General features: G+C 63.7%; 26 protein-coding genes. 11 read left to right on the top strand and 15 right to left on the bottom strand.

Going from position 1 to position 25,856, the window contains the following annotated elements:
• The first annotated feature begins 88 nt into the window (after window positions 1-88).
• The 4 genes from AC0L3C_RS16340 (at window position 89) to glsA (ending at window position 5,624) form a co-directional block, all read left to right on the top strand.
• Window positions 89-310 (top strand): acyl-CoA carboxylase biotin carboxyl carrier protein subunit, encoded by a 222-nt coding sequence (locus AC0L3C_RS16340; RefSeq protein WP_063992790.1) that lies wholly within the window; start codon window positions 89-91, stop codon window positions 308-310.
• A gap of 166 nt (window positions 311-476) precedes the next feature.
• Window positions 477-1,643, top strand: coding sequence for a TAXI family TRAP transporter solute-binding subunit (locus AC0L3C_RS16335; protein WP_473408466.1), 1,167 nt, complete (start codon window positions 477-479; stop codon window positions 1,641-1,643).
• A 35-nt stretch (window positions 1,644-1,678) separates the two neighbouring features.
• Window positions 1,679-3,754 carry a TRAP transporter permease gene (locus AC0L3C_RS16330; protein ID WP_473408465.1) on the top strand — a complete coding sequence of 692 codons (2,076 nt, stop codon included), beginning with the start codon at window positions 1,679-1,681 and terminating at the stop codon, window positions 3,752-3,754.
• Window positions 3,755-3,776: 22 nt separating this feature from the next.
• Window positions 3,777-5,624 (top strand): glutaminase A, encoded by a 1,848-nt coding sequence (gene glsA / locus AC0L3C_RS16325; protein ID WP_473408464.1) that lies wholly within the window; start codon window positions 3,777-3,779, stop codon window positions 5,622-5,624.
• Window positions 5,625-5,629: 5 nt separating this feature from the next.
• Here the strand turns inward: glsA and AC0L3C_RS16320 are convergent, their stop codons facing one another.
• From AC0L3C_RS16320 to AC0L3C_RS16255, 14 genes are all read right to left on the bottom strand, one after another.
• Window positions 5,630-5,932, bottom strand: a complete 303-nt coding sequence (locus AC0L3C_RS16320) for a nucleoside triphosphate pyrophosphohydrolase family protein (RefSeq protein ID WP_007592303.1) — start codon at window positions 5,930-5,932, stop codon at window positions 5,630-5,632.
• Window positions 5,933-5,958: 26 nt separating this feature from the next.
• On the bottom strand, window positions 5,959-6,486 hold the full coding sequence (locus AC0L3C_RS16315) for a carboxymuconolactone decarboxylase family protein (RefSeq protein ID WP_473408463.1): 528 nt from the start codon (window positions 6,484-6,486) through the stop codon (window positions 5,959-5,961).
• A gap of 486 nt (window positions 6,487-6,972) precedes the next feature.
• Window positions 6,973-7,332 (bottom strand): Zn-ribbon domain-containing OB-fold protein, encoded by a 360-nt coding sequence (locus AC0L3C_RS16310; protein WP_473408462.1) that lies wholly within the window; start codon window positions 7,330-7,332, stop codon window positions 6,973-6,975.
• Window positions 7,329-8,465: a thiolase family protein gene (locus AC0L3C_RS16305; RefSeq protein ID WP_473408461.1), complete on the bottom strand. Its 1,137-nt coding sequence runs from the start codon at window positions 8,463-8,465 to the stop codon at window positions 7,329-7,331. Before AC0L3C_RS16305 ends, AC0L3C_RS16310 begins: the two co-directional genes overlap by 4 nt.
• Window positions 8,462-9,685, bottom strand: a complete 1,224-nt coding sequence (locus AC0L3C_RS16300; RefSeq protein WP_473408460.1) for a CaiB/BaiF CoA transferase family protein — start codon at window positions 9,683-9,685, stop codon at window positions 8,462-8,464. Before AC0L3C_RS16300 ends, AC0L3C_RS16305 begins: the two co-directional genes overlap by 4 nt.
• Window positions 9,686-9,806: 121 nt before the next feature.
• Window positions 9,807-10,013 carry a hypothetical protein gene (locus AC0L3C_RS16295; RefSeq protein ID WP_007592312.1) on the bottom strand — a complete coding sequence of 69 codons (207 nt, stop codon included), beginning with the start codon at window positions 10,011-10,013 and terminating at the stop codon, window positions 9,807-9,809.
• Window positions 10,014-10,129: 116 nt separating this feature from the next.
• Window positions 10,130-11,299, bottom strand: a complete 1,170-nt coding sequence (locus AC0L3C_RS16290; RefSeq protein WP_473408459.1) for an acetyl-CoA acetyltransferase — start codon at window positions 11,297-11,299, stop codon at window positions 10,130-10,132.
• Window positions 11,300-11,358: 59 nt separating this feature from the next.
• Complete coding sequence (eda, locus tag AC0L3C_RS16285; protein ID WP_473257489.1) at window positions 11,359-12,009, bottom strand: bifunctional 4-hydroxy-2-oxoglutarate aldolase/2-dehydro-3-deoxy-phosphogluconate aldolase; 651 nt, start codon at window positions 12,007-12,009, stop codon at window positions 11,359-11,361.
• A 13-nt stretch (window positions 12,010-12,022) separates the two neighbouring features.
• Window positions 12,023-13,003 (bottom strand): sugar kinase, encoded by a 981-nt coding sequence (locus AC0L3C_RS16280; protein ID WP_473408458.1) that lies wholly within the window; start codon window positions 13,001-13,003, stop codon window positions 12,023-12,025.
• 23 nt (window positions 13,004-13,026) lie between these two features.
• Complete coding sequence (denD, locus tag AC0L3C_RS16275; protein WP_473278356.1) at window positions 13,027-14,013, bottom strand: D-erythronate dehydrogenase; 987 nt, start codon at window positions 14,011-14,013, stop codon at window positions 13,027-13,029.
• A 79-nt stretch (window positions 14,014-14,092) separates the two neighbouring features.
• Window positions 14,093-14,968, bottom strand: a complete 876-nt coding sequence (locus AC0L3C_RS16270; protein ID WP_007592322.1) for a carbohydrate ABC transporter permease — start codon at window positions 14,966-14,968, stop codon at window positions 14,093-14,095.
• A gap of 2 nt (window positions 14,969-14,970) precedes the next feature.
• Window positions 14,971-15,918 (bottom strand): carbohydrate ABC transporter permease, encoded by a 948-nt coding sequence (locus AC0L3C_RS16265; RefSeq protein ID WP_473257499.1) that lies wholly within the window; start codon window positions 15,916-15,918, stop codon window positions 14,971-14,973.
• A gap of 66 nt (window positions 15,919-15,984) precedes the next feature.
• On the bottom strand, window positions 15,985-17,298 hold the full coding sequence (locus AC0L3C_RS16260; protein WP_473257501.1) for an ABC transporter substrate-binding protein: 1,314 nt from the start codon (window positions 17,296-17,298) through the stop codon (window positions 15,985-15,987).
• 77 nt (window positions 17,299-17,375) lie between these two features.
• Window positions 17,376-18,437: an ABC transporter ATP-binding protein gene (locus tag AC0L3C_RS16255; RefSeq protein WP_473257504.1), complete on the bottom strand. Its 1,062-nt coding sequence runs from the start codon at window positions 18,435-18,437 to the stop codon at window positions 17,376-17,378.
• Window positions 18,438-18,639: 202 nt separating this feature from the next.
• On the opposite strand from AC0L3C_RS16255, the gene gntR reads away from it, so the two are divergent.
• The 7 genes from gntR to AC0L3C_RS16220 all read left to right on the top strand — a co-directional run bounded on the left by gntR (window position 18,640) and on the right by AC0L3C_RS16220 (window position 25,049).
• Window positions 18,640-19,740 (top strand): HTH-type transcriptional regulator GntR, encoded by a 1,101-nt coding sequence (gene gntR, locus AC0L3C_RS16250; protein WP_473408457.1) that lies wholly within the window; start codon window positions 18,640-18,642, stop codon window positions 19,738-19,740.
• Window positions 19,741-19,862: 122 nt separating this feature from the next.
• Entirely contained in the window at window positions 19,863-21,692 is a 1,830-nt protein-coding gene (locus tag AC0L3C_RS16245) for an IlvD/Edd family dehydratase (protein WP_473408456.1), read from the top strand.
• A 132-nt stretch (window positions 21,693-21,824) separates the two neighbouring features.
• Window positions 21,825-22,556, top strand: a complete 732-nt coding sequence (locus AC0L3C_RS16240; RefSeq protein WP_473257510.1) for an SDR family oxidoreductase — start codon at window positions 21,825-21,827, stop codon at window positions 22,554-22,556.
• Window positions 22,557-22,572: 16 nt separating this feature from the next.
• Window positions 22,573-23,319 (top strand): SDR family NAD(P)-dependent oxidoreductase, encoded by a 747-nt coding sequence (locus AC0L3C_RS16235; protein WP_473257512.1) that lies wholly within the window; start codon window positions 22,573-22,575, stop codon window positions 23,317-23,319.
• A gap of 7 nt (window positions 23,320-23,326) precedes the next feature.
• Window positions 23,327-23,719, top strand: a complete 393-nt coding sequence (locus AC0L3C_RS16230) for a GFA family protein (protein ID WP_473408455.1) — start codon at window positions 23,327-23,329, stop codon at window positions 23,717-23,719.
• 161 nt (window positions 23,720-23,880) lie between these two features.
• Entirely contained in the window at window positions 23,881-24,561 is a 681-nt protein-coding gene (locus AC0L3C_RS16225) for a site-2 protease family protein (protein WP_473257514.1), read from the top strand.
• 65 nt (window positions 24,562-24,626) lie between these two features.
• Complete coding sequence (locus tag AC0L3C_RS16220; RefSeq protein WP_473258367.1) at window positions 24,627-25,049, top strand: hypothetical protein; 423 nt, start codon at window positions 24,627-24,629, stop codon at window positions 25,047-25,049.
• On the opposite strand, the gene AC0L3C_RS16215 is transcribed toward AC0L3C_RS16220, so the two are convergent.
• Entirely contained in the window at window positions 25,037-25,852 is an 816-nt protein-coding gene (locus tag AC0L3C_RS16215) for an energy transducer TonB (protein ID WP_473257516.1), read from the bottom strand. The genes AC0L3C_RS16220 and AC0L3C_RS16215 overlap by 13 nt on opposite strands.
• Window positions 25,853-25,856: the final 4 nt, after the last annotated feature.

Below are 25,856 nucleotides of genomic sequence, written 5' to 3'. Positions count from 1 at the left end.
TACCGCTTGTTCCGCTGTGCGGAATTAAATTCCGCTTGCAGAAGAAACTACCTCAGGCATTTTGCGACCACAACAAAAAGGCGATGGCATGCCAGAAATTAAGATCGTCACGGAGATCGCCGGACGCGTCTGCGCAACTCCCGTGCAAGTTGGAGGAACCGTTGCAGATGGTGATGAGATTGTGGTGGTCGAAGCGATGAAGATGGAGATCCCTGTGCTTTCTCCTGTGAGCGGCGAGATCACATCGCTTCTGGTGAAGCTCGACGACGTCGTTGCCGAGGGACAGGCGATCGCGATCGTGGCGAACTGACTGCATTATCCGGAGTTTCCGCGACATTCTGTCAGCTTCATTGCGGCGTTCGCGCTACGGCGTTGCCATCGCTTGATGGCGATGACATGATCCGTTTCAAACAAAACCTGTTTCAAACAAAGAAAGAAAATCGTCGCGGCAAACGCGAGGATCATTGGAGGGAAACATGCTTCGTGGGCTGATCGTGCTCGCGCCTGCCTTGGTGGCGGGCATTTCTTTTGCGTCTACACGCTATGCGTCCGCCGAAGACATCAAGCTGCCGGCGACATTGACGTTCACCGCCTATGACACCGGCACCGCCGGCTTCAACATCGCTGTCGGCGTCGGCAAGATGATGAAGGACAAATACGCGAGCGACGTGCGCGTGCTCCCCGCAGGCAACGACGTCGCGCGTCTGGCGCCGCTGCGCGCCAAGCGTGCGGTTTCCGCGGCGATGGGATCGGGCACCTATTTCGCACAGGAAGGCGTGTTCGAGTTCGGCTCCAGGGAATGGGGCCCGCAACCGCTCCAGATCATGCTCTCATCCGTCGACTGCAATTGCGGCACGCTCGGCGTGGCCGCGGATACAGGCGTGAAGGAGCTCAAGGACCTCAAGGGAAAGCGTGTCGGATTCGTCGTCGGCTCGCCGGCGCTGAACCAGAACTCGCTCGCGGTGCTCGCCTTCGCCGGCCTGACGCAGAAGGACGTCAAGGTGGTCGAGTTCGCGAGCTACGGCGCGATGTGGAAGGGCTTGATCAACAACGACACCGACGCAGCCTTCGGCACCACCATCACCGGCCCCGCCAAGGAAGCCGAGACCTCGCCGCGCGGCCTGGTCTGGCCGCCGCTGCCCGCCAAGGACAAGGAAGGCTGGGCGCGGATGCAGAAGGTCGGCTCGTTCTTCTTCCCGCAGACCGCGACCTGCGGCGCCGGCATCTCGCCGGACAAGCCGATCGAGCTCGGCAACTACCCCTACCCGATCTTCGTCGCCTACGCCTCGCAAGCCCCCGACCAGGTCTATGCGATCACCAAGGCGATGATCGTGAACTACGATTCCTACAAGGACTCCGCGCCCGGCGCCGGCGGGCTTGCGGCCGATCGCCAGACCAAGAACTGGGTGGTGCCGGTGCATCCAGGCGCGGTGAAGGCACTGAAGGAAGCCGGGCAATGGAGTGACGCGCAGGACGCGCACAATAACAAGCTGATCAAGCGCCAGGAGGTGCTTGGCGCAGCGTGGACCGACTACGGCAAGTCCAATCCGCCTGCGGATGACAAGGCGTTCCTCGACGGCTGGATGAAGGCGCGTGCCGCAGCGCTTGCGAAGGCCAACATGCCGAACGGGTTCGAGGATTAGTTCTCAGCGTTAATTGCCCACGCGCGGGGTCGATCATGTCGTCTGCTTCAGTCTCCACCGCCCCGCAGGACGAGGCCAAGCGGATCGTGTTCGACGATCCGCACGGCGCGGCCGGCAACATGCAGGAGGCGGAGGTCACGCGCGCGCGAAGCTTGCGCGGTGCCTGGCGCTGGATGCTCGTCGTCGCGACCGCCGCGACCATCCTGCTCTGCATCAACCAGCAATTCTCGCTGCGCTTCTTCGTCGGCTACACCCAGCTCAACACCGAGTACTTCTATCTCCTGATCGCCCTGATGCTGCCGTTCACGTTCCTGATCTTCCCGGGGACCCCGCGCGCGCCGCTTGACCGCATTCCCTGGTATGACCTTGTCTGCTTTGTCGTGACTTTTGCCGCGGCGCTCGTGTTGATGTCGAACGTCCGCAAGGCCGCGGAAGCGGGCTGGGAATTCGGGGGGGCGCCGAACAGCGTGACCGCCGCGGGTCTCGTGATGTGGGTGATGCTGATGGAGGCGCTGCGCCGGACCGGCGGCTGGAGCCTGTTACTGAGCGTACTTCCCTTCACCGTCTATCCGCTGTTCGCAGAATCCAGCTGGTTAGGTCCGTTCCGCGGCACGCAATCGACTCTGGAGCAGGCGACCGCCTATCACGTGCTGTCGGGCGAGAGCCTGCTCGGCATTCCCATCCAGGCGTTCGCCGACACCGTAATCGGCTTCCTGGTATTCGGCACCGCGCTGATGATGACCGGCGCCGGAAAGTTCTTCATCAATCTCGCCTTCGCCCTGTGCGGCACGTTCCGTGGCGGCGCGGCGAAGGTCTGCATCTTCGCCAGCGGCCTGCTCGGCATGATGTCGGGCTCGATCATCTCCAACGTGCTGACCGCCGGCACGATGACCATCCCGGTGATGAAGAAGAGCGGCTTTCGCGCCTCCTATGCCGGCGCGATCGAGGCCTGTGCCTCGACCGGCGCGGTGCTGGCGCCGCCGGTGATGGGCGCGACCGCTTTCGTGATCGCACAGTTCCTCAACGTCAGCTACGCCGATGTCGCGCTCGCAGCCATCATTCCGGCGGTGCTCTATTACATCGGCCTGTTCATGCAGGTCGATTCCTACGCCGCACGACACGGGCTGAAGGGCATTCCGCGCGCGGAGCTGCCGCGGGTCATGGATACGATCAAGGATGGCTGGTACTACGTCTTCGTGATCGCGCTGCTGATCGTGATGCTGCTCTACTTCAAGCGCGAGAGCCATGCGCCGTTCTACGCCACCGCCCTGCTTCTGGTCCTCAACCAGCTGTTCGCGAAGGACACGCGCTGGACTGTCGCGACCATCGGCAAATTCCTCGAGGTCAACGGGCGCACCTTCGTCGAGCTCGTCGGCATCCTCGCCGGCTGCGGCCTGCTGATCGGCGCCTTCTCGATGACCGGCGTGGTGTCGAGCCTCGCCAACGATTTGCTGCGCATCGCCGGTGACAATCCGTTCCTGCTGCTCGGCATGTGCGCCCTCACCAGCCTGATCCTCGGGCTCGGGCTGACCACGACGGCCTGCTACATCTTTCTCGCCATCCTGGTCGCGCCGGCGCTGGAGAAGCTCGGGTTGAACAGGATGGCCGTGCACATGTTCATCTTCTACTGGGGCATGCTGTCCTCGATCACCCCGCCAGTCGCGATCGCCTCGTTCGCGGCCGCAGGCATCGCCGGCTCGCCGGCGATGAAGACGGGCTGGGAATCGATGTGGGTCGGCAGCATCATCTATTTCATCCCGTTCTTCTTCGTGCTCAATCCCGCGCTGGTGCTGCAGGGGCCGAGCCCCTATCTCGCCGGTCTCGGGCTGATGGCACTCGCGGCGTTCGGCACACTGTTCATCTGCGGCGGCATCCAGGGCTACCAGCCCTTTGTCGGCGATCTCCGCGGCGCCGGTGCGCTGGAATGGCCGATTCGCGTGCTGCTGGTGATCGGCGGGTTCGTGGTGGCCACCCCCGGCGGCGGCATCATGCCGCTGTCGCAGCTGCAGGTGACGGCGCTCGGCCTCGCCATCCTCGTCCCCACGGTTTTGCTCGCCCTGCTGCTGGTCCGGCGGCAGACCGTGGTGCCGGACGGGTTGCGCGTGCCCTGATTGCGTTGCACAAAGAGAGGCGATGAAACCGCTTTCGCCTCTCGCCACCGCCTGGACCCGCTCGAAGCCGCCTTTGCTGCGGTTTCTGGACAATTGCCTCAACGAATTCTCGGCGGAGACCTCCGGCACAGTCGCCGATTACATTCCCGAGCTGAGCAAGGCCGATCCTGCCTGTTTTGGCGTCAGCCTCGCGACCCTGGACGGTCATGTCTACGAGGTCGGCGACTCCAGGGTGCCCTTCACCATCCAGTCGATGTCAAAGCCGTTCGTGTTCGCACTGGCGCTGGACCTGCTCGGCGCAAACAGGGTCGAGAGCGCGATCGGCGTCGAGCCTTCAGGCGATCCCTTCAACTCGATCCGGCTCAACTCGGAGAACCATCCCTTCAACCCGATGGTCAATGCCGGCGCGATCGCCTGCACCGGGCTGATCCACGACAGCAAGGGTCCAGATGCCTTCGAGCAAATTCGCCTCGCGCTCAGTCGTTTTGCCGGCCGCGACCTCGCCGTCGACGAGGCCGTCTACGCTTCCGAAAGCCAGACCGGCGACCGCAACCGCGCCATCGGCTATCTTCTCAAGACCAATGCGGTGATCTCGGACAATGTCGCCGCCGTACTCGACGTCTATTTCCGGCAATGCGCGGTGCTGGTCACCGCGCGCGACATCGCGGTGATGGCGGCAACGCTCGCGAACCGCGGCGTCAACCCGGTCACAGGCGAGCAGGTGCTGACGCCTTACGCAATCTCGCGCACGCTGTCGGTGATGACGTCGTCGGGCATGTACGACTATGCCGGCGAATGGATCTACCGGATCGGCATCCCCGCCAAGAGCGGCGTCGGCGGCGGAATTCTCGCAGCCCTCCCCGCCCGCCTCGGGCTCGGCAGCTATTCGCCAAGGCTCGACAAGCACGGCAACAGCGTGCGCGGCATCAAGGTCTGCGAGGCGCTGTCCTCGCATTACGATCTGCATATGCTCAACCGCAGCGACGATGCGCGCAACGCCGTCATCGCCGATTACGACATCGGCAAAAGTCCATCGCGGCGCGTGCGCCGCCCGCAGGAGCGCGATATTCTCGCGGCCCACGAACAGGAAGTGCGGATCATCGAGCTGGTCGGCACGCTGTCGCTGTCGGCTGTCGACTATGTCTCGCGCCGGCTTGCGGGCCGGCCGCGGCCGCAATTCGTGATCTTCGATCTCCACCGCGTCACCTCCACCACGCGCGCCGGAGCGCGGCTGGTGGCCGAAGCGTTCGAGGAGCTGGCGGCGCTGAATGTGACTGTCGTCCTGTCAGGCGTCAGGCGCGCCTCCAAGGAATGGGACAGCCTGCGGGAATGGACCGCCGAGCTCAAGAACGTCCGCGACTTCTATCTGCTCGACACCGCGATCGAATGGGCCGAAGACCAGATCATCTATCGGTACGGAGGTTCGATCGATTTCCACGAGGCCACCGAGCTTGCCGAACAGCCGCTGCTGGACGGCATGAGCGAGGAAGAGCTGACCGACCTCGCCTCGATCTGCACGATCCGGACCTATCAATCCGGGACAAAGATCCTCACCACGGGCGATCCCGCCGATGCTCTGTTCTTCCTGCGCAGCGGCGCCGTGCATGTCACGCTGCCCGACGGCGTGCGGCTGGCGACGCTCACCGCCGGCATGGCCTTCGGCGAAATGGCCCTGATCGAGACCACTCGCTCCGCCGACGTGTTCGCGGACATGGCGGCGACCGCGTTCGAAGCGCCCCTGAAAGCGTTCGAACGCTTCCGCAAGCAACACCCGCACGCCAGCGAACGCATCATGCGCAATCTTGCGCAGCTTCTCGCCGACCGCCTGATCGTCGCCAACGCCAGGGTGGATATCCTGACGTCGACCTGAGCGGCCTAGCGGCCCGCCGCCTCGCTGATCCGCCGATTGATCTTGGCCGCACTCGCCTTGAGCAATTCGGATGGCTGCTGGCCGGTCGCGGCGCACAGGCAGGCCCAGTAATAGATGACATCGCCGAGCTCTTCGACGAGGCCTGCCTGGTCAAGCCAGTCATCGCGCAGCAGCTTCTTGATGTGCTCGGCGACCTCGCCGGATTCGCCGGCGAGACCGAGGCCCAGATAGGACAGCCGTTCGTTGGACGGATGCTCATCGACTTTTGCAACGGTGGCGGCCCAGGCCGCATATTCATCGATTGTCATGAGCATCCCTCACAGCAATTGCTCGATCAGCCTACCACTTCGGTGACCGGCTGAAGGTCGATCTCAAAGGTCTCCAGAAACTTTGACGTCATGATGTAGAATCCGACCGAGAGCTGCAGTTCAACCAGCGCGGCCGGCGTCAGCTTCGATGAGATCGCCTTGAACGTCGCATCAGTCGGCTTGTTCAATTTCACGATCTCGTCGGTGAAGGCGAGCGCGGCACGCTGCACCTCGTCGAAGCACTTGGCATCCTGCCAGTTCTCGATCGCTTCGTTCTGCTCGTCGGTGACGCCGACATTCTTGCCGATGCGCTTGTGCGCGACGATCTCGTACGGCGCCTCGCACAAAATGCCTGTGCGGGTGATCGCGAGTTCGCGCACGATCGGATTGAGCTCCCCCTTGTGGCGGATGGCGCCGCCGAGCCGGCAGTACTGCTCGAAATAGCTCGGCGAATGCGACATCATCCGGAAGATGTTGGCATTGCGGTTCTTGTCGAGGATCTCGCGGGTGCGGTCGGATGCCTTGGACGGGTCGCTGTAGTTGATACGGGCCATGATTTTCCTGAAGTTTTTCCCTAGGCCTTTGATGCTTTTTGTCGCTAGCGGCGAAAGTTCCACGAAACTGTATTCTTGCGCGTCCGCAGGAGCAACAACATCGAGTCAAAATGCCGCCGCATTGCTGAACGACCTTGGCACAGTCGATATTCGCCGCGTGGGGACTTGATCGCGGCGGATACTCGCAAGGGGTGTTCCGAGTAAAAACAATTGGCCATTGGGCGCTAACCGCGCATCGATGAGTCACGCCCAAGTCTAGGGAGAAAATGGCATGAAGGAAGCCACCAAGGGGGCGGCCTCGGAAGCGTTCGCGCATATGCTGGCGGTGATGGCGATGCTCGTCATCGCCAGCATCTTGTTCTACGGGCGTTAGTTAAGAGTCGCGTAAGAGTTTTCGTCATTCCGGGGTGGCCCTCGCACAAGCCAGGCCCAGAATTCCCGTTCCAGGCTCGGTCTCTCAGGACCGCCCCCGAATGACGAATCCCACTATGATCTCTTCGTGAAAAACGGCACAATCTTCCCAGCGAACAGTTTGAAGCTCGCACTGACCTCATCGCCGATGGCGAGATCATTCTCACCATGCGCCATCATGCGAAAACCCTCGGCGCAATCGACCAGCAGGATGTTGTAGGGCACGTGGGACCGCGTCTCAGGCGTCGCGGCGCGGCAGACCAGCGATGCCGCGTAGACCTTGCCCTTGCCGCTGGCGCGCTGCTCGCGCGGATCGGACGCGCCGCAGGCCGCGCAGAAGGCGCGGTGGAAATACTGCACATGTTTGCATGAGGTGCAGGTCTGAAAGGTGATGACCTGCTCACCTTGGGTCCAATCCGCGATTCGCTCGCTCATCGCACCCGCTCCAGGAACATGGTCACGTGGGACGACAGCACGCCGCCATCCCCGTGCAGCAGCGCGATCGAAGCGTCGCGCACCTGACGATCCGCCGCCCGCCCCGTCATCTGCAGATGCGTTTCCACCAGATGCGCCATGGCGCCGCCGACGCCGCAATGACCGTAGCTGAGCAGGCCGCCATGGGTGTTCAGCGGCATCGCGCCGTCTCGGCTGAAATGGCCGGCGCGCACGCGCGCGGCTGCCTCGCCGCGGCCAGCGAGACCGAGGTCTTCCAGCAGCATCGCGAGCGTGATCGTAAAGCTGTCATAGATCGCGGCGTAGCGCACGTCGGAGATCGCAAGGCCGGTCGCGTCCTTGGCGCGGCCGACGGAGATCTCGGCGCCGAGTTCGCTCAGGGCGGGCGCTGCAGTGACGTGCTGATGGGTGTGGGCCTGGGCACAGCCGCGAATGCGCACGCCGGCCTCTCCCGTCCGCTCGCGGCTGATCACGAAAGCCGCGCCGCCGTCGGAGACCGGACAGCAATCGAGCAGCTTCAGCGGCATCGCCACCGGTTTGGAAGCCATGACGTCGGAAACAGTGATGGAATCGCGGAATTGCGCGCCGGGATGGGTGCAGGCATGAGCGCGCATCAGTACCGCGAATTCGGCGAGGTCTTCTTCCGTCACGCCGTATTCGTGCACGTACCTGTTCGCGACCAGGCCGTAGTAGGCGGGAATGGTCGGTCCGAGCGGCACCTCGTAATCGGGATGGCCGACCTGTGCCAGCGCCTGGATCGAGGCATCGCGGCTCTGCCCGGTGAGGCGGTTCTCGCCGGCGACGACGAGCACATTGCGGGCGACGCCTGCTTCCACGAGATGATGGGCGAGCATGGTCATCGCGAGCCCGGTCGCGCCGCCGACCTGGACGGCATGGGCGTAAGCGGGCCGGATGCCAAAATGTTCGGCAAAGACGGTCGCCAGCATGATGTGCGGCGATACGGTGGAATAACCGCAGAGGATGCCGTCGATCTCGGCGCGCTTGAGCCCGGCATCGTCGAGCGCGGACTGCGCGGCCTTGCTCATCAAGTCGAGCGACGATAAGCCTTCGTGCTTGCCGAAAGATGTGAGGCCGACGCCGGTGATGAAGCTCATGGGCGCACCAGTGCATCGTCATTCCGGGGCGGCGAACGGGTGACGCCATCGCGGACCATGGCGTCGATCTCGTCGGCGGAATAGCCGACCTCACGCAGGATTTCCGCGCCGTGCTCGTTGAGCTGCGGGGCAAGCCGCACCGGTTCGGCCTCGGTCTCGGACCAGGTCGCTGTCACCCTCATGCTTCGGATCGGCCCTTCGGTTGGATGGTTCACCACCGGGAAAAAGTTGGTCGCCTCCAGATGCTCATCGTGCAGCATCGACGCGAGGTCGTGCATCGGCATCACAGGCACGTCCGCCTTGGTCAGCAGGTCGATCCATTCCTCGGTGCTGCGCGTCTCGAAGATGCGCGCGAGTTCGGCATAGACGATGTCGATATTGGCGGCGCGGCCGGCGAATGTCGCGAATTTCGGATCGGCGCGCAGATCCTCGCGTCCCGTCGCTTTGAAAAAATTCTCCCACTGCTTGTCGTTGTAGACGATGACGCTGAGATAGCCGTCCGACGTCTTGTAGGGCCGACGGTCGCGCGAGAGGTGGCGGGCGTAACCGCCCTTGTCGAGCGGGGGCTCGTAGGTGAGCCCGCCCATGTGGTCGCCCATGACGAAGCCGGCCATGGTCTCGAACATCGGGATGTCCACGCGCTGGCCGCGTCCGGTGCGGTCGCGGTGCACGAGGCTGGCGCAGATCGCGCCGACGGCGGTCAGGCCGACGATGCGGTCGACCAGCGCGTTCGGCACATAGCGCGGCACACCGTCACCGGTCTGCGCCATCAAGGCCGGCAGCGCGGTGGCGCCCTGGATCAGATCGTCATAGGCGGGCTTTGCGGCATACGGCCCGTCCTGGCCGAAGCCGAACACGCCGGCATAGACCAGCCGCGGATTGATCTCGGAAACAACGTCATAGCCGAGTTGAAGCCGCGCCATCGCCTGCGGGCGGACGTTGTAGACGAGAACGTCGGCATCTTTCAGCAAGCGCAGCACGGCCTCGCGGCCGGCGGGCTTTTTCAGGTCGAGGCAGATCGAGCGCTTGCTGCGGTTGGTGTTGAGGAACACCGGGCCCATGCCCGCGTGCCGCATCGGGCCAATCAGGCGCGTGACGTCGCCGTCCAGCGACTCCACCTTGATGACGTCTGCGCCGTAGTCGCCGAGCATCTGGGTCGCATAGGGACCCATCAGCACGGTGGTCATGTCGACGACCTTGATGCCCTTCAGCGGCCCCATCGTTCGCTCCCGATTGCGCGGGCTCAGATGAGCCCTGCGATTTCGGTCCAGCTAACGGCAGCGGCGGCGCCTGCGCAAGGGCGGCCGGCGTATGGCCGCATGCGCCGGCGGCGAAAGGCCGCTATTTCTTCTGACGGGATTCGCGCACCTTGAGGAGACGGTCGAGCTCCTCGTTCTGCTGGTTGATGCGGTCCGCGATCCGCGACTCGTTCTGCTCACCCGAGGCGGCCGCGGCCTGCTCGATGAGCTGACGGATATTGTCCTCGAGAATCGCGATGCGATCGTTGAGAGCGTCCATCGACAGCGAATCTTCGTAGTCATTGCTCATGATGCATCCCCTGCAAATCGATCAAGAGCTTTAAGGGCCCCCGGCGGGCCCACCATGATCTAGCGCAAGATTAAGAAGGTGGGCACAGCGCTTCGCGCCTTGCTCACCGTGCAGCCTTACTTCAGCGGCTCCAGCACGGAGACGTAGTTGGCAACCGCCGCACCGCCCATGTTGAAGATGCCACCGAGTTTGGCGTTCTTGAGCTGCATGCCCTCGGGCGCTTGGCCGGCGAGCTGCATCGCGGTCATCACGTGCATGGAGACGCCGGTGGCGCCGATCGGATGGCCCTTGGCCTTCAGGCCACCGGACGGATTGACCGGCAGCTTGCCCTCCTTGAGCGTCCAGCCTTCCTTGATGGCGCGGGCGCCCTGCCCCCTCGGCGTCAGCCCCATCGCTTCGTACTCGATCAGCTCGGCGACAGTGAAGCAGTCATGGGTCTCCACGAAAGAGAGATCGCTGAGCGCAACACCCGCCTTCTCCAGCGCGCGCTGCCAGGCGACCGTGCAGCCCTCGAACTGGAGGATGTCGCGCTTGGACATCGGCAGGAAATCCTGGGCGTGCGCAGTGGCGCGGAAGCCGATCGACTTGCTCATGCCCTTGGCGGTTTCCGCGTCGGCCAGCACCAGGGCAGCGGCACCGTCCGAGACCAGCGAGCAGTCGGTGCGCTTCAGGGGGCCGGCAACGTAGGGGTTCTTCTCACTCTCGGCGCGACAGAAGTCGAAGCCGAAGTCCTTGCGCATCTGGGCGAATGGATTGGCGACACCGTTCTTGTGGTTCTTGGCCGCGATCAGCGCCAGTGCATCGGACTGGTCGCCGTATTTCTGGAAATAGGAGCTGGCGATCTTGCCGAACACGCCGGCGAAGCCGCCGACGGTGTCGCCGTCCTCGGGCAGATAGGACGCCTTGAGCAGGTTCTTGCCGATCTCCGGCCCCGGCGTGCGCGTCATCTGTTCGACGCCGACAACGAGGACAATCCTGGCCGCGCCGGCCGCGATCGCGCGCACGCCCTGATGGACGGCGGCGGAGCCGGTGGCGCAGGCGTTCTCCACCCGGGTCGCCGGCTTGAAGCGCAGCTGCGGGTCGGCCTGGAGCACCAGCGAGGCGGTAAAATCCTGGGGCGAGAAGCCGGCGTTGAAATGGCCGAGCACGATCTCGTCGACATCGCCGGCCGAAATGCCGGCATCCGCCAGCGCCTCATTGGCGACCTTCACCACAAGGCTTTCCACGGTCTCGGTGTCGAACTTGCCGAACGGCGTATGCGCCCATCCGACGATGCTGGCGGTCATGGTCTTTCTCCCTGGCGGTCTCTTGCTGACCTAAGTCTTAGCCCAGCGATGGCAAGACTTCACGCGGGTTTAAGGGCCTGGAGGGTGCGCTGGCAGATGGCAGTTATGCCGGCCCAGTTCCCGGCCCTGATCTCCGCCGCCGGGCACAGCCAGGAACCGCCGACCGCGACCACATTGGGCTCCGCGAGCCAGGTTGCCGCATTGGCCTCGCCGACCCCACCGGTCGGGCAGAACCGCACGTTCGGGAACGGTCCACCCAGCGAGCGCAGCCCCTTGATGCCGCCGGCCTGCTCGGCCGGGAAAAATTTTGCGACGTCGAAGCCGTAGGACAGCGCCATCATCAGCTCCGACGCCGTGGCGATACCCGGCGCAAACGGCAAGGAGCTATGGGTGGCGGCCTTCAACAGGTCCGGGGTCAAGCCCGGGCTGATGCCGAACGCAACGCCGAGCTTCTCGACACGCGTAAAGTCGGCCGGATTGAGAATCGTGCCGATGCCAACCACCGCCTCGGGCACCTCGGCCATCATCGCCCTCGCCGCCTCAATCGCAACAGGGGTCCGCATGGTCACCTCCAGGGTGCGGACGCCGCCGGCCACCAGCGCACGCGCCAGCGGCACCGCATCCTGAATCCGCTCGATGGTGAGGACGGGAATGACGGTCGCGGCCTTGAACAGCGCGGCGAGGTGGTTCTGCTGGGCAGTCGTGGTCATCTTGGCTTTCGTTTCACTTGGTCACTTGACGCGTCGTCGCCGGCCGGTGCCGTTTCTTCGGCGGCATGGCATAGCCCGGAATGATGGCGCCGGAATAGCAGATCACGAGGCTGGCGAGGCGGTGCCCGGCCTGGGCGGCCTCGACCGGGTCGGAACCGGCGAGCCGTGCAGCGATATAGGCCGCCGCAAAGCTGTCGCCGGCCGCGGTGGTGTCGACCACGGGCTTGGTCATGGGCTCGGCGCGGACCTCGTAGGGCCCCCCGGGAAAACGCAGCAGGCTGACCGGCTCGGCGAGCCGGAATACGAGCTCGGGGCTCGGGATGCGCGCCATCAACTGCTCGTGGCTCTCGCCGGGATAAAGGGCGAGCAGATCCTCGGTCGAGGTCAGCACGATGTCGGCGGTCGCGAAGGCCGCTGAAAACACCTCGCGCGCGACGTCGCGATCCGGCCATCCGCGCGCACGAAAATTGGTGTCGAACACGAAGCGGGTGCCGAGCAGGCGCGCGCGCTTGATCGCCGCGAACAGCCGCTCGCGCCCGGCCGCGTCGTAGATCGAGAGCGTGATCGCAGAGAGATAGACGATGTCGTAGCTCATCAGGGAGTTGAGGAGATCGTCCGTCTCCGGCAGATTCATCAGCTGGCGCGCCGCCGCACTGTCGCGCCAGTGGAAGAACTGGCGCTCGCCCTTCGCATCCAGCTGGATCATGTAGAGGCCGGGCAGCTTGCCGGGCAGGCGCGCGACGCGCCTCGAGCCGACGCCCTCCGCAGTCCAGGCCGCGATCATCTCATCGCTCAGGGCATCGTCGCCAAGCGCGGTAAAATAATCGACTTTGACCTCGAGCCGCGCGAGGTACACGGCCGTGTTGAGAGTGTCGCCGCCGAATCCACGCGAGTAGAGGCCACCACCCTGCCCGCTGGAATGTCCGGCGGATTGTCCACCCTGGGCCTGCCGGAGCTCGACCATGCATTCGCCGATGCAAGCAACGCTCGCCATCACTTTACCCGCTCAGTCAGGGATCAGGCGACGAAATTGCCGCCGAGCTCGTCTTCGATGTGAATGCGGATGATGTCGTCGAAAGTCTTCTCGGCGGTGGTGAAGCCGAGCTCGAGCGACCGCTTTGCATTGAAGTTGCGCGGCCAGCCGCCGACGATGCCGACGATGAAGGGATCCGGCTCCCGCTTGATGCGGGCGGCGACCTTGTCGCCGGCGACGCGCTTCAGCGCAGCGATCTGCTCGCCAACCGTCGCCGACAGGCCCGGCATGGTCAAATTACGGCGCGGCCCCACTGCGGCCAGGTCCATGGTGCCTGCATGCAGCAGGAAGCCGACGGCGGAGCGCGGCGTGGCATGCCAATGGCGGACGTCCTCGGACACGGGAAGGACCGCTTCCTTGCCGGCCAGCGGCTCGCGCAGGATGTTGGAAAAGAAGCCCGATGCCGCCTTGTTGGGCAGGCCGGGCCTGATGCAGATGGTCGGCAGGCGAATGCCGATGCCGTCGAGGAAACCGCGGCGGGAATAGTCGGCCAGCAGCAATTCGCCGATCGCCTTCTGCGTACCGTAGCTCAGAAGCGGCGTGTGGAAGAACTCGTCGCCGATCGCATCGGGGAACGGCGCGCCGAACACCGCGATCGAGGACGTGAAGACCACGCGCGGCTTGTAGCCGCCGCCGGCGAGCCTGACGGCATCGAGCAGCATCCGCGTGCCGTCGAGATTGATGCGGTAGCCCTTGTCGAAATCGAGCTCGGCTTCGCCCGAGACGATCGCGGCGAGATGAAAGATCACGTCCGGACGGCCGGCGATCAGCTTTTCGGCCGCACCCGGCACGGCGAAATCGCTCGACATGGTCTCGACGGCAAAACCGGCTTTTTCCGGCGCCTTCGGCTCGACCACGTCATGCATGGTCAGCTTGGTGATGTCGCTCTTGCCGAGCCGGCCGTCGCGCAGCAGCCGTTCACAGAGTTTGCGGCCGACCATGCCGGCGGCGCCCAGAACCAGAATGTGCAAGAGCCTACTCCTTTTTATTGGCCGGAACGCGCCGGTTTCGGCGATTCGTCCTGGCGTGCTCTCAAGGCAGGCCCCGCGATCATTCCTTCACGGCGCCGGTCATCGCCGACACATAGTACTCCACGAAGAAGGAATAAAGGATAACTACCGGGACCGAGCCGGTCAGAGCCGCCGCCATCAGCGCGCCCCAATGATAGACGTCGCCATTGACGAGCTCGGTGATCGCGCCGACGGGGATCGTCTTGTTCTCGGACGAGGAGATGAAGGTCAGCGCGTAGATGAACTCGTTCCAGGACAACGTGAAGGCGAAGATGCCCGCCGAGATCACGCCCGGCAGCGAAAGCGGCAGCGTGATCTTCATCAGAATCTGCAGCCGCGTCGCCCCGTCGATCAGCGCACATTCCTCCAGCTCATAGGGGATGGTGCGGAAATAACCCATCAGGAGCCAAGTGCAGAACGGGATCAGGAAGGTCGGATAGGTCAGGATCAGGGCCAGATTGCCGTCGAACAGGCCGAGCTGAAACACGATCGCCGCCAGCGGGATGAACAGGATCGAGGGCGGCACGAGATAGCCGAGGAAGATCGCAAGGCCGACATAGCGCGATCCCTTGTAGCGCAGGCGCTCGATCGCGTAGGCAGCGCAGACGCTGGCGAACAGGGAGATGAAGGTCGAGGACACCGAGACGATCACGGTGTTCCACATCCAGAGCGGATAGTCGGTGTCGAAGAACAGCTTCTTGATGTGCTCCAGCGTCGGATGCACGATCCAGAACGGATTGTACTTTTCGTAGTCGTACATCTCCGCGTCCGGCTTGAACGTCGCGACCGCCATCCAGTAGAACGGGAACAGCAGGAAGAAGATGATCAGGCCGAGCGGAAGGTAGACCCGAAAAAACTTCCGGGGGAAGCTCTCGAGGTAGTCCATTCCGACGCTTTGGTCGTCTGCCGTGGTCATGGTCAGTCCCTCCCGCCCTGCTGCCAGCGGGAACGCTGAAGCCCGAAAAAGCTGAGCAGGATCGCCGCGACCAGGAACGGAATCATCGCGTTCGAGATCGCCGCGCCCTCACCCAGGTTGCCGCCGGTGATGGCGCGCTGGAACGACAGCGTCGCCATGAGATGGGTGGCGTTGATCGGCCCACCCCGCGTGATGGTGTAGATGAGCTGGAAGTCAGTGAAGGTCATCAGCACCGAGAACGTCATCACCACCGCGATGATCGGCGACAGCATCGGCAGCGTGATGTGACGGAATCGCTGCAGATTGGTGGCGCCGTCGAGATTGGCGGCCTCATAGAGCGAGGGCGAGATGGTCTGAAGTCCCGCCAGCAGCGTGATCGCCACGAAGGGCACGCCGCGCCAGATATTGGCGGCGACGACCGACCAGCGCGCATTCCAGGGATCGCCGAGGAAGTCGATATAGCGTGTGATCAGGCCGGCCTTGATCAACACCCAGGAGATGATCGAGAACTGGCTGTCATAGATCCACCAGAACGCGATCGCAGAGAGCACCGTGGGCACGACGAAGGGCAACAGGACGATGGCGCGGACCATCGACTTGAACGGCAGCCGCTCGTTGAGCAGCAGCGCCAGGTAGAGTCCGATGGCGAATTTCACCGCGCTGGCGGCGACCGTGTAGAAGATGGTGTTGAACACCGACAGCCAGAACACCGAGTCCTTCGAGAGCGAGACGAAATTCTGGAAGCCGATGTAGCGCCCGGCGCCACCGATCTTGGTGTCGGTCATGCCGAGCCAGAAGCCCAGCGCCAGCGGGTAAGCCAGAAACAGGATAAGGATCGCGATTGCCGGCACCATGAACATCGCGCCGAGAAAATGCCGGCTTTCGAATGCTCTGGTCCACAAGCTGGGGCGCTTGACCTGCGCGACTGCGGACTCGGCCATAACTGCCATGTCGGATTCCCCTCGACGAAAAGTCGCGGCGTCCGGCGAACCGGACGCCGCGCAGAATGGAGCTGATCAGACCTGGTAGTAGCGCTTGGCGCGCTCGGCTGCGCGTGCGGCTGCCGCCTTCGGCGTCACGGAGCCCGACGCGGCTTCCGCGAACATGTCGACGACGACGAAATCGCCCATCACGGCGGCCGAGGCATAGCCGAGATCGCCGGCATAGCCGTTATCGCGGCAACGCTTTAGGCAGTCGCGATACGGCGTGATCTTCGGATCCGACGTCCACACCGGGTTGTCGTTGTAGGCCGGAAGCGGCGGCGACACGTAGCCGTTGGACGAGACCTCCCAGGCATCGTAGTTCGCCTTGTCCATCATGAACTTGATGTATTCCTTGACCGCCTTGGGATACTTCGAGTGCTTGTAGCCGTAATAGACGAGCACGTTCTGCTGCTCGGTCGACACGCCCACGGGACCGATCGGCATCGGCGCGTGGTTCATGTCCTTGGCGATCTCCTGCTGCTTCGGATCGGTCGAGTTCTTGCCGACGGTCCAGATCGAGATGCCGTTCAGCGTCAGGCTGAGCTCGCCGTTGAGGAACGCCTTGTTGTTGTTCGAGTCGTTCCACGACAGCACGCCGGGGATGAAGGTCTCGTAGAGCTGCTTGACGTATTCGAGCGCGGCGATCGTCTCCGGGGAGTCGATCACGACCTCGTTCTTGTCGTTGACGACCTTGCCGCCGAAGGCCCACAGCGCCCACTGGCACCAGCCGTTGGCGTCACCCGTGGCGTGGCCGAGCGCGAAGCCGGCCGGCGTGTTGTTCTTCTTCAGCGCCTGGCAGAGCTTGAGGAAGCCGGCGGTGTCCTTGGGAAATTCATCGAAGCCGGCGGCCTTCACGTGGCTGACGCGGTAGTTCAGGCAGCCGCCGGTCGCGCCCTGCGGAATGGCGATCCAGCTGTTGCCCTTCTTGCCATAGCGTTCGGCAACCGGATACCAGCCGCCATATTGCGCGCCGAGATAGTTGGCGACGTCAGTCATGTCGATGAGCTTTTCCGGGAACTTGTGGGGATCATCGAGCGTGCCGATGATCAGGTCGGGACCGGCGCCGACATTGGCGGCGACCGCGGCTTTCGGGCGGATGTCCTCCCAGCTCTCGGCCTCGAGCTTGACCTTGACGCCGGTCTTCTCCGAGAACGCCTTGGTCTGCTCGGCGAATTTGTCGAACTCCGCCTGAATGAACTGCTTCCAGCGCAGCACGCGGATGGAGGCGTTCGGCTCGGGCGTGTTGGTCCACTCCGCCGCGCGCACCGGGACGATACCCGGGCCGGCCAGCAGCGCCGCGCCGCCCAGACCGACTTTAAGCACACTTCGCCTGTCGAAATCGCTCATCGTTCTCTCCCTAATTTTATATTTGTATTGGGTCGTCTTGTATTGGGTAGTTCTGCTTGGGCCGTTCTTCGGCCTCGCTACACGCGTTTGCCCGTCGCCTCGTCGAACAGATGAATCACGGAGGGATCGGGCTTCAGCTTGACCTTGTCACCCGGGTTGAACTGGTGACGTTCGCGGAAGACCGCGACGACCTGCTCACCGCCGAGCTTCGCAAACACCTGCGTTTCCGAGCCGGTCGGCTCGACCACGACGATCTCGGCATCGGCACCGTCGTCAGCGATGGTGAAATGCTCGGGACGCACGCCGTAAACGACAGGACGCCCGTCGGACGCCGCCGGCGCGTTCTTGAGCGGCAGCTTGACGCCGTTCGGCCCCTCGAAGGTCGCAACGCCGTTGACGCGCACATGACCCTTCAGGAAGTTCATGGACGGCGAGCCGATAAAGCCGGCGACGAACTGGTTCTCGGGCTTGTCGTAGAGCTCGAGCGGCGTACCCATCTGCTCGACGATGCCGTCATGCATGACGACGATCTTGTCGGCCATGGTCATGGCCTCGATCTGATCGTGGGTGACGTAGACCGTCGTGGTCTTCAGCCGCTGGTGCAGCTCTTTGATCTCGGTGCGCATCGCGACGCGCAGCTTGGCGTCGAGATTCGACAAGGGCTCGTCGAACAGGAACACCTGCGGATCGCGCACGATGGCGCGGCCCATGGCGACGCGCTGGCGCTGGCCGCCGGAAAGCTGGCGCGGATAGCGTTCGAGCAGCGGTGACAGGGCCAGGATCTCGGCGGCGCGCTTGACGCGCTTGTTGATCTCTTCGGTGCTCTCGCCCCGCAGCTTCATCGAGAAACCCATGTTCTCGCCGACCGTCATGTGCGGATAGAGCGCGTAGTTCTGGAACACCATCGCAATGTCCCGCTCCTTGGGCTGGACATTGTTGACGACGCGGTCGCCGATCGAGATCGTGCCGGAGGTGATGTTCTCGAGACCGGCGAGCATGCGCAGAAGCGTCGACTTGCCGCAGCCGGAGGGGCCAACCAGGACGACGAACTGGCCGTCCTCGATCGGAATCGAAACGCCGTGCAGGACTTCAAAATTGCCGAACGATTTCCGCACGTCGCGAATTTGCACAGACGACATCTAGCTCCCTCCTCGAAAGTCCACGACGCCTCTTGCGCCGCGACCGTCTTGTTTTTTCAGACTTCACCGAACGAAGCCCAACCTTAGCGGGCGACATTGTCGGCAGTTTGTGCGGTTTTGGCAATTTGTCTTTGGTTAGTCCGTGCTGGTAGCGCTGTCAACGTTCCTTTGTTTGCGACAATGAGTGTGTTAAGAGCAGCGAATGGGTCGAAACCGCACCAAGTCAGGCAAAATCCGGCTGGCGGAAGTCGCCGAGCTTGCCGGCGTCAGCCCGATCACGGCGTCGCGCTTCTTCCGCAATCCCGAGGCGCTGTCGATCGCCAAGCGGACCCGGGTCGAGAGCGCGGCCAGGGAGCTCGGCTATGTGCCGAACCTGGCGGCACGCGCGTTGGCCTCGCAGCGCACAGAGGTGATCGGTGTCTTGATCCCGTCACTGACCAATAACGTGTTCTCCGACGTGCTGCGCGGCATCTACGACGCCTCCGAAAACAGCCGTTACTCGATCCAGCTGTCCAACACACGCTACAGTATTCTCCAGGAGGAGAAGCTGCTCCGCCTGTTTCTTGCGCAGAAGCCGGCCGGGCTGATCGTCACCGGCATCGACCAGACCACGGAATCGCGCGCGATGCTCGATGCCGCCGACTGCCCGATCGTGCAAATCATGGAGATCGGACCTAATCCGATCGACATGATGATCGGCTTTTCGCACTATGACGCAGCCCGTGCGGCGATTGCGCATCTGTTCGTGCAAGGTCACCGCAAGATCGGCTTCGTCGGCGCGCGGATGGATCCGCGAGTGCAGCGGCGGCTCGACGGTTACGTCTCGGCCATGAAGGACGCAGGACTGTTCGAGCAACGCCTCGTCGTCACGACGGCGACTCCGACCTCGGTAACGCTCGGAGGCGCCCTGTTCACCGATCTCCTGGCGCGTGAGCCCGGCATGGACGCGGTGTTCTGCGCCAATGACGACCTCGCGCTGGGTGTGCTGTTCGAATGCAAGCGCCGCGAGATCGCCATCCCTGAACAGATCGCGATCGTCGGCTTCAACGATCTCGAATTCATGGCCTCCGCCGTCCCGACTTTGACGAGCGTGCGCACCAACCGCTACGAGATGGGCAACACGGCCGCCAGCATGCTGATCGACGCGATCGACGGACGGCGCCCGGAGCACCCGGTGCTCGATCTCGGCTTCAAGGTGATCGAGCGGCAAAGCTCGTTGGCCCGGCGGTCGGACAACCGGCCAGCCGCTTCAGGCACAGGCGCTGCGAACAAAATGGTAGCGTTACCAAGTGGCCATGAGTAGTATCGGATTTGTGAGGAAACGACCCGCCAGCGGGCAGGCAAATCGTCGCTCGCGCCGTTGGGCATCGCACAAGCCGATACCATAAAACGGACGCCAGTGCGTTTGCATTGCAGGAGAAACCAATGACAAAAAAACCAACCAATGGGCATGCCCCCGCCGGCAACGGCGCTCGCCGCCACCTCCGCTCGCAGGAATGGTTCAACAATCCGCATAATCCGGGCATGACCGCGCTCTATATGGAGCGCTATTTGAACTATGGTCTCACCCGCGCCGAGCTCCAGTCCGGCAAGCCGATCATCGGCATCGCACAGACCGGCAACGACCTCTCCCCCTGCAACCGCCACCATATCGAGCTTGCTCATCGCGTCCGGGAAGGCATCCGCGAGGCCGGCGGCATTGCGATGGAATTCCCGACTCATCCGATCCAGGAGACCGGCAAGCGGCCGACCGCGGCGCTCGACCGCAACCTAGCTTATCTGGGCCTCGTCGAAATCCTCTATGGCTATCCGCTCGACGGCGTGGTGCTGACCACCGGCTGCGACAAGACCACCCCGGCCTGCATGATGGCGGCCGCGACCGTCAACCTGCCCGCGATCGTGCTGTCGGGCGGCCCGATGCTGAACGGCTGGCACAATGGCGAGCGCACCGGCTCCGGCACGATCGTGTGGAAGTCGCGCGAGCGGCTCGCCGCCGGCGAGATCGACTATGAAGAGTTCATGGAGATTGTGGCGTCATCGGCGCCTTCGGTCGGCCATTGCAACACCATGGGCACCGCCTCCACCATGAACGGGCTTGCGGAAGCACTCGGCTTCTCCCTGCCGGGCTGTGCGGCGATCCCCGCTCCCTATCGCGAGCGCGGCCAGATCGCCTACGAGACGGGAAAGCGTATCGTCGACATGGTTTGGGAAGACCTCAAGCCTTCGGACATCCTGACCCGCGAGGCGTTCGAGAACTGCATCGTGATCAACTCGGCAATCGGCGGCTCGACCAACGCGCCGATCCACATCAACGCGCTGGCGCGCCACATCGGCGTCGAGCTCTCGATCGACGACTGGCAGAAGGTCGGCCACGACGTGCCGCTGCTGGTCAACATGCAGCCGGCCGGCTTCTATCTCGGCGAGGAATTCCACCGCGCCGGCGGCGTGCCAGCCGTGGTGCGCGAATTGATGAAGCACAAGCGGATCCACGAGAACGCTGTCACGGTCAACGGCCGCGGCATCGGCGAGAACTGCGCCAATGCGCCAAAGCCCGACAACGACGTGATCTGGGCTTACGACAAGCCGCTGGTGAAGGACGCCGGCTTCCTGGTGCTGAAGGGCAATCTGTTCGATTCCGCGATCATGAAGACCAGCGTGATCTCCAAGGAATTCCGTGATCGCTACCTCAGCAATCCGACCGATCTCAATGCCTTCGAGGGCCGCGCCGTCGTGTTCGAGGGTCCTGAGGACTATCACGAGCGGATCGACGATCCCTCGCTCGAGATCGACGAGCGCTGCGTGCTGTTCATCCGCGGCACCGGCCCGATCGGTTATCCCGGCGGCGCCGAGGTCGTGAACATGCAGCCGCCTGCGGCGCTGATCAAACGCGGCATCATGTCCCTGCCCTGCATCGGCGACGGCCGGCAGTCGGGCACCTCGGGCTCGCCTTCGATCCTCAATGCTTCGCCGGAAGCCGCCGCCAATGGCGGGCTCGCGATCCTCAGGAACGGCGACAAGGTGCGCGTCGATCTGAACAAGGGCAGCGCCAACATTCTCATCTCGGACGACGAGGTGAAGAAGCGCCACGCCGAGCTCAAGGCCAATGGCGGCTTCAAGCATCCGCCGAACCAGACGCCGTGGCAGGAGCTTTATCGCAACACCGTCGGCCAGCAGTCGACCGGCGCCTGCATGGAGCTCGCCACGCGCTACCAGAACGTCGCCGGCAGCTTCGGTGTGGCGCGGGACAATCACTAGCAGCGACATCGTCATTGCGAGCGCAGCGAAGCAATCCAGATATATCTCCGCGGAGACAGTCTGGATTGCTTCGTCGCAAGTGCTCCTCGCAATGACGAGCCGATAGAACTTTCAGGCAAGGGAGAAGAAAAAATGGCAGACCGCCTCAAGGGAAAGCGCGCCGTCATCACGGCTGCAGCGGCAGGCATCGGACGCGCATGCGCCATCGCATTCGCGCGTGAAGGCGCAACCGTCATCGCCACCGACATCAACGAGAGCGGCATCGCGGGCCTGACCAAGGAAGGCATCGCCGAGGTCGCCAAGCTCGACGTCCGCAACACCGCCGACGTCAACGCCTTCGCCAAGCGCATCGGCAAGGTCGACATCCTGCTCAACGCAGCCGGCTTCGTGCACCACGGCACCATCCTCGAATGCTCGGAAGAGGATTTCGATTTCTCGTTCGACCTCAATGTCAAATCGATGCACCGGACCATCAGGGCCTTCCTGCCGGACATGCTCGCGGGTGGCGGCGGCAGCATCGTCAACATCTCCTCCTGCGCGGCGCTGCGGCCGCCGGCCAACCGCTACGTCTACAGCGCCTCGAAGGCCGCGGTGTCGCTGCTGACGCGCGCGGTCGCGCTCGACTTCATCACCAAGGGCATCCGCTGCAACAGCATCTGCCCGGGCACCGTCGAGACGCCTTCGATGCTCGACCGGGCCGCAGCGCAAGGGCCGCAGGGCAAGGAGATGTTCGTCTCCCGCCAGAAGATGGGCCGGCTCGGCACCGCCGACGAGATCGCGTCCATGGCGGTCTATCTCGGCAGTGACGAGAGCGCGTTCACCACCGGCGTCGACCTCGTCGTCGACGGCGGCTACATGCTCTGACGCCAAGGCATCCAGCATGAACAAGATCGATCTCAACGGCCGCGTCGCCATCGTCACCGGCGGCGCACAGGGCTTCGGCCGCGCCATCGTTCAGCGCTTCGTCGCCTCCGGCGCCAAGGTCGCGATCTGGGATTTCGACGCCGCGCTGGCCGAGAAGACGGCAAAGGAAATCGGCGATAACGCCCGCGTCTTCAAGGTCGACGTCACCGATACCGTGGCCGTCGAGCAGGCGCGCGACGCGACGCTGGCCGCCTTCGGCAAGATCGACATCCTCGTCAATAACGCCGGCGTCGCCGGGGTCAACAAGCCGGTCTGGGAGACCGATCTCGAGGAATGGCGGAAAGTTCTGCGCATCAACCTCGACGGCCCCTTCATCGTCTGCAAGGCGATCGTGCCCGCGATGCTCAAGCAGAAATACGGGCGCATCGTCAACATCGCCTCGATCGCCGGCAAGGAAGGCAATCCGAACGCCTCGCACTATTCGGCCTCCAAGGCCGGCCTGATCGCGCTGACCAAGTCGCTCGGCAAGGAATTGGCGACGCATGACATCCTCGTCAATGCGGTGACGCCGGCCGCGGCCAAGACCGCGATCTTCGACCAGATGACGCAGCAGCATATCGACTTCATGCTCTCGAAAATTCCAAAAGGCCGCTTCGTACTGGTGGAAGAGCTCGCCGCGATGGTGAGCTGGCTCGCATCCGAGGACTGCGCGTTTTCGACCGGCGCGGTGTTCGACATCTCTGGCGGGCGCGCAACTTACTGAGGGCGTCATGATCAGAGAAGGCGGATGTCTGTGCGGGACGGTGCGGTTCAAGGCGGAAGGTGAGCCGCTCAACGTTCGCATCTGCCATTGCCGCATGTGTCAGAAGGCGATGGGCTCGCCCTACTTCGCCCGCGCGCAGTTCGACCAACGCGCGCTGACCGTCGAGGGCGACACCGCCCGCTATGCGTCGTCCGAGCACATCGACCGCGTGTTCTGCAAACGCTGCGGCACGCGGCTGTTCGCCTGGCGGCGCAACGGCACGCTGGCGGGCGTCGCACTGGCGACCTTCGACGATCGCAACGCGTTTGTGCCGACCGAGCACATCTGGGTCAGCGAAAAGATGGGCTGGGTGACGATCGAAGACGGCATGATCCGATATGAGGGGACGATCCCGACGTAGCTCATGCGGCGGCAAGGCTCGGTGTCAAGGCCGCCGGTCTCGCCAATCATTTGCGGCGTGGCATTTCGGAGCTGGCCACCCTATGTGAGGTGAAGCGCTGCTGCACCACCGGTTTGGCTGGGTCGGCTGCAAGACCGCAGGCAAACCGGGACGGACGAACCGTGAATATCTCTCTCTATGACCTCTCGGTGTGGGTGCTGCCGCTGGTGCTCGCCATCACTTTCCACGAGGCTGCGCACGCTTTCGTCGCATATCGTCTCGGTGACGACACCGCATGGCAGCTCGGCCGTGTCAGCTTCAACCCGCTCCGCCACATCGACCCGTTCGGCACGCTGATATTGCCGGCGATGCTGCTGTTCGCGCATTCGCCGTTCCTGTTCGGCTATGCCAAGCCGGTGCCGGTGAATTTCCGCAAGCTCAACGACCCCAGGCTCGGCATGGTGTGGGTGGCGTTGGCCGGGCCTGCCACCAACATCCTGCTGGCGCTGGCCGCAGCTCTTGCCCTGCACGCCCTGCCGTTGGCCCCGGCGAACTCGGCGCAATGGATCTTCGACAATCTCAAGAACGCACTGCTGATCAACGCGGTGCTGGCGGTGTTCAACATGATGCCGATCCCGCCACTCGACGGCGGGCGCGTCGCGGTCGGGCTGCTGCCCCGGCCGCTCGCCCTGCCGCTGGCCCGGCTCGAGCCGTTCGGGATGCTGATCCTGATCGGTCTGCTGATCCTGCTACCGCTGGCGGGCTCCCAGTTCGGTCTAAATCTTGATGTTATTTCAGCAATACTGCGAACGTTGACCGGTTATGTGATTCAGGGTGTTCTCATTCTGACCGGCAATGCGTAGTTGAACAGCGAGACACCCGAACACAAGCCGAAGGGCTCGAGGCCGACTTGGTCAAAGCTGCCGATATGTTGATTGCGCGACGCGCCGATACCCGCGCCCGCGCGGATTTCGCCACCTGGAAGATGATGGCCAAGCTCAACGGGTCATCGGCGCTGCCTCCGGGGGCGCAGGAATTCCTCGTGAGCTACAAGAACCTGCAGGCGCAGATGAACGAGGGTGAGGCTACCGAGGCCACCATCGGCGCCATCTACAAGGCCTACTATGCGGAGATGGGCGGCGCGGGAACCCCGCCTGACGTCCGGCCCCGGGCGGCCGAACCGGCGGCGGACAATGTTACCGCTTTCCGCCGCCCAGAACCGAAGCCGAAGAAGGCCAATTTCTTCGGGGCAGCGACCGCAGGCGCGACCCAGAAACGGCCGCTTCCGGTGGCGCTGATCTTCGCCTGCCTGGTCGCGGTCTATGTCGGGATCAGGCTCTACTGGCGCTGAGCCGTCTTCTTCTTTTTCTTTGCGTCCGGCGGCGTGAAGATGATGTCGACGGTGCGCTCGAACCGGTCGTCGGTCAGGCTGGCAGGCGGTTGCGGGATGGGATCGGATTTGCGGACAATCGAGATCGCGGCCGCATCGTAAGCTGCGTCCCCGGACGACTCGACAACGTCGACTGAAAGCACGTTGCCCCGTCGGTTGATCGCGAAGCTGACTTTGACCTTCTGATTGTTGGGCTCCTTGCCCTCCGGATTGACTTTGTGGGCCGTGAGGTGCGCGCTAATCTTGCGGTTCCAGTCGGCCGTTATCTTCAAGATGTCCTTGCCAATGCCCAGCACAGGAGCCAGCGCCTTCTCGGCCTCGCGCGCGTCCTCGTCGAGCGTCTGCCGCGCCGTCGCAACGGACTTCGGCGAGGCCTCCGCAGCGGGCGTTTCGACCGCCGCAATCTTCGGATCCTCGTCCTGCGGCTTCTTCGAGATGTTCTCGGTGACGACCCGATCGGGATCGTCGACCTGTTGCGACTGATCCTTTGGAAGCTCGGTTTCCTTGGTCTCGGCCTTTTGCTCAGGAAGCGCCTGCTGCTCCTGCATCGCTTCGCTATCCGGTCCCGGCGGAAGGTCGGTGTCAGGCGCCTTCGGCGAGGCCATCTCGACAGCGAACTCCGCGCCGGCCGCGCCGAGGCCATCGTCGCCGTCATCGGCTCGCAGGTGCGCCAGCGCGAGCGCGGCACCACCGAGATGCAGCGCGAGCGCCGCCAGCGCTGCCAAAATCCAAAGCGTCCGGGCTGGTCTGGACTCGTCCGACATCGCG

It is taken from the genome of Bradyrhizobium sp. WSM4872 (assembly GCF_055811715.1).
Note: the sequence above shows the minus strand (reverse complement) of the source record. Positions and strands in the feature narration are given on the sequence as shown.

Bases quoted from the DNA above. Each gene is read 5' to 3' on its own strand.
- AC0L3C_RS16340 (WP_063992790.1), top strand. From the start codon at position 89: ATGCCAGAAATTAAGATCGTCACGGAGATCGCCGGACGCGTCTGCGCA.
- AC0L3C_RS16335 (WP_473408466.1), top strand. From the start codon at position 477: ATGCTTCGTGGGCTGATCGTGCTCGCGCCTGCCTTGGTGGCGGGCATT.
- AC0L3C_RS16330 (WP_473408465.1), top strand. From the start codon at position 1,679: ATGTCGTCTGCTTCAGTCTCCACCGCCCCGCAGGACGAGGCCAAGCGG.
- glsA (WP_473408464.1), top strand. From the start codon at position 3,777: ATGAAACCGCTTTCGCCTCTCGCCACCGCCTGGACCCGCTCGAAGCCG.
- AC0L3C_RS16320 (WP_007592303.1), bottom strand. From the start codon at position 5,932: ATGACAATCGATGAATATGCGGCCTGGGCCGCCACCGTTGCAAAAGTC.
- AC0L3C_RS16315 (WP_473408463.1), bottom strand. From the start codon at position 6,486: ATGGCCCGTATCAACTACAGCGACCCGTCCAAGGCATCCGACCGCACC.
- AC0L3C_RS16310 (WP_473408462.1), bottom strand. From the start codon at position 7,332: ATGAGCGAGCGAATCGCGGATTGGACCCAAGGTGAGCAGGTCATCACC.
- AC0L3C_RS16305 (WP_473408461.1), bottom strand. From the start codon at position 8,465: ATGAGCTTCATCACCGGCGTCGGCCTCACATCTTTCGGCAAGCACGAA.
- AC0L3C_RS16300 (WP_473408460.1), bottom strand. From the start codon at position 9,685: ATGGGGCCGCTGAAGGGCATCAAGGTCGTCGACATGACCACCGTGCTG.
- AC0L3C_RS16295 (WP_007592312.1), bottom strand. From the start codon at position 10,013: ATGAGCAATGACTACGAAGATTCGCTGTCGATGGACGCTCTCAACGAT.
- AC0L3C_RS16290 (WP_473408459.1), bottom strand. From the start codon at position 11,299: ATGACCGCCAGCATCGTCGGATGGGCGCATACGCCGTTCGGCAAGTTC.
- eda (WP_473257489.1), bottom strand. From the start codon at position 12,009: ATGACCACGACTGCCCAGCAGAACCACCTCGCCGCGCTGTTCAAGGCC.
- AC0L3C_RS16280 (WP_473408458.1), bottom strand. From the start codon at position 13,003: ATGGCGAGCGTTGCTTGCATCGGCGAATGCATGGTCGAGCTCCGGCAG.
- AC0L3C_RS16270 (WP_007592322.1), bottom strand. From the start codon at position 14,968: ATGACCACGGCAGACGACCAAAGCGTCGGAATGGACTACCTCGAGAGC.
- AC0L3C_RS16265 (WP_473257499.1), bottom strand. From the start codon at position 15,918: ATGGCAGTTATGGCCGAGTCCGCAGTCGCGCAGGTCAAGCGCCCCAGC.
- AC0L3C_RS16260 (WP_473257501.1), bottom strand. From the start codon at position 17,298: ATGAGCGATTTCGACAGGCGAAGTGTGCTTAAAGTCGGTCTGGGCGGC.
- AC0L3C_RS16255 (WP_473257504.1), bottom strand. From the start codon at position 18,437: ATGTCGTCTGTGCAAATTCGCGACGTGCGGAAATCGTTCGGCAATTTT.
- gntR (WP_473408457.1), top strand. From the start codon at position 18,640: ATGGGTCGAAACCGCACCAAGTCAGGCAAAATCCGGCTGGCGGAAGTC.
- AC0L3C_RS16245 (WP_473408456.1), top strand. From the start codon at position 19,863: ATGACAAAAAAACCAACCAATGGGCATGCCCCCGCCGGCAACGGCGCT.
- AC0L3C_RS16240 (WP_473257510.1), top strand. From the start codon at position 21,825: ATGGCAGACCGCCTCAAGGGAAAGCGCGCCGTCATCACGGCTGCAGCG.
- AC0L3C_RS16235 (WP_473257512.1), top strand. From the start codon at position 22,573: ATGAACAAGATCGATCTCAACGGCCGCGTCGCCATCGTCACCGGCGGC.
- AC0L3C_RS16230 (WP_473408455.1), top strand. From the start codon at position 23,327: ATGATCAGAGAAGGCGGATGTCTGTGCGGGACGGTGCGGTTCAAGGCG.
- AC0L3C_RS16220 (WP_473258367.1), top strand. From the start codon at position 24,627: ATGTTGATTGCGCGACGCGCCGATACCCGCGCCCGCGCGGATTTCGCC.
- AC0L3C_RS16215 (WP_473257516.1), bottom strand. From the start codon at position 25,852: ATGTCGGACGAGTCCAGACCAGCCCGGACGCTTTGGATTTTGGCAGCG.